Here is a 4306-nt window from a genome sequence, read left to right on the forward strand (position 1 = left end):
GTATAAATCCCTATAACCTTTATTATATGGAACGGTTGCAAAAATAACAATTTTCAGAATCAAAGGTATACCTCTTTGCTCCAAAATAAAAAGGATGTCATGCAACTGACATCCTTTTTATTTTTATACTAAGCAATAAGATTGATTTTCACTTTGAAATACACTTGATGCCATATCATAGATGCTAATACTGTCCATAGTTACAAAATTTAAAAAGCACCTCTTTTATATACAACAATAGCAGAATCCAATTCATTTTCTTTTTTCTATTTATTAAATTCAATTTTCATCATTTTATTAAACTGCGTAATAATATCAATCGCACCTAAAGAGTTAATACTGACAGCCAATGTATGTTTGCCCCCAATTACTCCCCCAACAAAAGTTGTGAACCCAGGAATTGCCCCTCCGTGACCCCAAATTGAAACACCGTTTGGAAGTTTAGTCTCATAGATTCCAAGACCATATCCGTCACCAACGCCTTCTCCTTCTGTAGGAACTGTAGTAAGCATTTCTTTTAATTGATTCTCCTTCAGTAACTTACCACCGAGTAGAGATGAAAAGAACGTATTTAAATCGTCCGCATTAGAAATCATATCTCCAGCTGAATTAGCTAAACTCGGATTATAATACGTTATGTCTTTCAACTCGCTTGTTCCGTCAATTTTCATATACCCTCGAGCATGATTCTTTCCTGGGATAACGGTTGAATTCCCTGGTAAAAACGTATTTGACAGATCCAAAGGTTCAATAATTCGCTTTTCAATTTCTTCTGCATAACTATTTCCAGTTATTTTTTCAATAAGCATTCCCAATATTACGTATCCTGTGTTTGAATACGACCACCCCTTACCTGGCGAAAAATCAGGTGGTAGAGAAAGCCCCATTTTCACTATTTCTTCTGCTGTATACGTTTTTTTCGAATTCATTATGTCAGCGTCTTTTGACTTTAAATATTCAGCTATACCACTCGTATGATTCAAAAGTTGACGTATCGTAATTTGATTGCCATCATACCCATCTCCTTGAATGAGATCCGGTAGCCACTTTTCAATTGGATCGTCAAGTTGTATACGATTTTCTCCTACTAATTGAAGAACAGTCGTGGCAGTAAAAGTCTTCGTCACACTACCAATCCGAAAGCGATATTCCGATTTCATCGGTTGCTTTGTACTTAATTCTGCCACGCCAGCTGTATAACTACTAGTTTTTCCGTTGTTAAACGTCTTAGCTAATACCCCTGGTGTTCCAAGCTGTACTGATTCCTGCATTACTTGTTTCCAACCATTCCGATTCTTTTGATCATGTGATTGTGACGGACTTGATATATTTTGTACTGACTCTGCTTTCACAGTAAAACCTGGTGTGAATAGAGTAGTACCTGCTAATAGAACTGACAAACTTGCTAACTTAATTGAATTACATTTTTTCATAAGACTCTCTCTCCTCTATTAATATCGTATTGATGATTCATTCGTACAACCCTTTTCTTCACTAACAATATAATGCCTCTATTTTAAGTACTGATAATTTCGTTCCTAACAACCTGTAACTTTCACTTTTTGACATACATGTTGTGCCAAAAAATCACTACTATTTCTTGCAATACTCCATTATCTAATTGATTATTTAAGTTAATTTCTTCCCCCTTCACATCAAGTTATACTCTAATCCTATATGATAAATCTCTCTTTTTTCTTATCCATTCCTTACGAAATGCTTACGTTCAAATTTGGATACGATAAGCTGAGAAAGAGTTTTGTATGAAAATAAAAAGAGAACATAACAAAAGTTATATTCTCTTCCCTTCTTATTCATATCGCAAACATTCAATCGGATCTAATTTTGCTGCTTTATTTGCCGGTAGTATACCAAATACAATACCGATAAACATAGATATTCCAACCGAAATCAGTCCTAAATTTACTGAAACAATAAATGGCTATTCTGCGAATATCACAATTAACCACGCAAAGAATACGCCAAGCATAAATCCAATTAAGCCACCTAGTGCTGTTAAAATGCAAGATTCAATAAGAAACTGCATTAATACTTTACTACGCGTTGCACCAAGCGCTTTTCGGATGCCAATTTCACGAGTACGTTCTGTTACAGATACAAGCATTATATTCATAACACCGATGCCACCAACTAATAACGAAATTCCAGCAATTCCGCCAAAGACCATTTTCATCATATTCGTAGACTCGTCTAAATCCCCCATAAACTCGTTTCCATCCTCTGGAGCTTTGAATTCATGTTCAAATTTAGGCGATTTAATTTCATTTATACGTGCTACTGCTTCTTTCCCAACACTTTCCCGATCATCTTTAGAATGTAATTTCAATGTGACCGTATCATATTCGCTTACTCCTGAAATTAGAGAAGCGAATATGAGTGATCAAAATAAGGAATAATTCGATTCATCCCCCTCTTTTCACAATAGTTCAACTATCTATTACAACTATGTAAATTCGAGAAAAATAAAACTACCTGCCTCCAATAAACCGTAGAGAACAGGTAGTTTTGATCTTTTTCAAATTTCATTTTGAATCGAAAAATTCATAAAAAACGTCATCCTTTCTGTGAATTTTCAAAAAAATAACATTTTTCTCGTTATATAGATATAAAATTATTTTAGCTTAATGTTGATGTGGTAGCCCCCTTTTGAACCGGTATGTTTTTTGAAGCTAAGCTTACAATAATAGTTATTACGATATTAATAAATAATACTATCGCTCCTGTACTAATGTCGTTAATAGTGTGTGGGACTGTTGGAAAAAAGGTTGCGACTTTTATATTAAAAATCGTAGCATACAATACAAGGAGCACTCCTGTAATAATTCCAGTCATTGCACCATATTTATTAATATAATTTTTTTTGGAAAAACTAAGGAATAATGCAGGTGCCAATTGTGCGATAAGACTGTATGACATGATATTTAACATTGCAAGTGCTGTCCCGCCAAACACTGTGAAAATTAAAGCAGTCAAAGAAAGGATAATGATGAACAATTTTGAGGCTACTAATTGTTGTTTTTCGGTAGCTTTTGGAAAAATAACATTGTAAATCCCTTTTGTTAAGCCAACAGATGCAGACATTAACATAACGGATGCTGGTACTAAAGCCGTTAGTAAACCAGCTGCTCCAACTATTCCAATGACCCAAGGATCAAATGTTTGAATAGATAATCTTAAAAGAGAAAGATCTCCATCAGCTCCTTGTAAACCAGGAATTTTTACAATAGCTGAAAAGCCAATAAAGAAAACAAACAGTAATAATATAGTGTATAAAGGTAGGGTAATTGCATTTTTACGAAGTGCTTTTTCACCATTTGCTGAGAAAACCACAGAGAAAGAAGTCGGTAATAAATAGAAAGATATTGCATTTAAAAGGATAGTAGAGATAAACCACGGTACACTTAGTCCCTCATCGGCTAACGTTAACACTTCAGGTTTAACAGCCTCAACAGACTTAAACATTTGCTCAATTCCACCAAAATAGTGGCTAGGAATGTATAGGCCTAAAAAAATAACTACTCCCAAAATCATAATATCTTTAATCACAGCTGTCCAAGCTGAGCCATGAATACCCGAGATTATTACATATGTTGTAATAACTATTGCGCCTATAATACTTGCAACTATTGGTGAAATAGCTCCAAAAGAAGCCTCTGAAACAATGATCCCTAACCCTTTCATTTGTATACAAATATATGGTATAAGGGCTAAACTTCCCACAATAGCTACTATAACCCCCATTGCACGACTATCGTATTTAGATGCAAAATAGTCAGGTTGTGAAATAATACCATGTTCTTTACCGTATCTCCAAATTTTAGGGGCAATCCAATAAGATATTATATATGCTAAAAATATATACGTGGGCACATAATATGCAGCAGCACCTTTGGAATACGCCCAACCACTTCCCCCTAGAAAAGTAAAAGTCGTATAAACCTCTCCAGCTATTAATAGGAATACGAACAAGGTTCCAAAACCTCTGTCACCAACTGAAAATTGCTGCAAATTCATCTTTTTTCCTTTTCTTGCTGCTATCCCTAAACAAAGAGATAGGATTAAGAAAATAAAAATAATAAATAATGATATATTCATTCTGTCTCACTCCCTTTATTATCGGGATCAAGCTTATAAACAATGGTTAAAATAATTGAGGAAAGTACCATCCAAAATACAATCCAAAATAAAAGAAAAGGCATTCCTAATACGTAAGGCTCAATTCTATTTGCAAATGGCAAGAATCCAACACACCCTATAAAAGGGATTAAGAGTAAGAGTTTAATAT

Annotated in this window: 3 protein-coding genes and 1 pseudogene; all 4 read right to left on the reverse strand. The window is 34.4% G+C overall.

What is annotated here, in order from left to right; genetic code table 11:
• Positions 1–266: 266 nt before the first annotated feature.
• On the reverse strand, positions 267–1433 hold the full coding sequence (locus tag AB3X48_RS18370; RefSeq protein ID WP_016105224.1) for a serine hydrolase domain-containing protein: 1167 nt from the start codon (positions 1431–1433) through the stop codon (positions 267–269).
• Between the two features lie 377 nt (positions 1434–1810).
• A pseudogene (locus AB3X48_RS22115) lies at positions 1811–2179 on the reverse strand (ABC transporter permease); the annotation flags it as partial.
• A gap of 458 nt (positions 2180–2637) precedes the next feature.
• Complete coding sequence (locus tag AB3X48_RS18380; protein ID WP_016105226.1) at positions 2638–4116, reverse strand: sodium:solute symporter family protein; 1479 nt, start codon at positions 4114–4116, stop codon at positions 2638–2640.
• Entirely contained in the window at positions 4113–4304 is a 192-nt protein-coding gene (locus AB3X48_RS18385; protein WP_367959793.1) for a DUF3311 domain-containing protein, read from the reverse strand. Before AB3X48_RS18385 ends, AB3X48_RS18380 begins: the two co-directional genes overlap by 4 nt.
• Positions 4305–4306 lie beyond the last annotated feature (2 nt).

Source organism: Bacillus sp. S4 (assembly GCF_040838205.1).
GTDB classification, from domain to species: Bacteria; Bacillota; Bacilli; order Bacillales; family Bacillaceae_G; genus Bacillus_A; species Bacillus_A cereus_U.

What these genes read in the sequence shown, in the direction of transcription:
- AB3X48_RS18370 (WP_016105224.1), bottom strand. Translation starts at nt 1,433, where the DNA reads ATGAAAAAATGTAATTCAATTAAGTTAGCAAGTTTGTCAGTTCTATTA.
- AB3X48_RS18380 (WP_016105226.1), bottom strand. Translation starts at nt 4,116, where the DNA reads ATGAATATATCATTATTTATTATTTTTATTTTCTTAATCCTATCTCTT.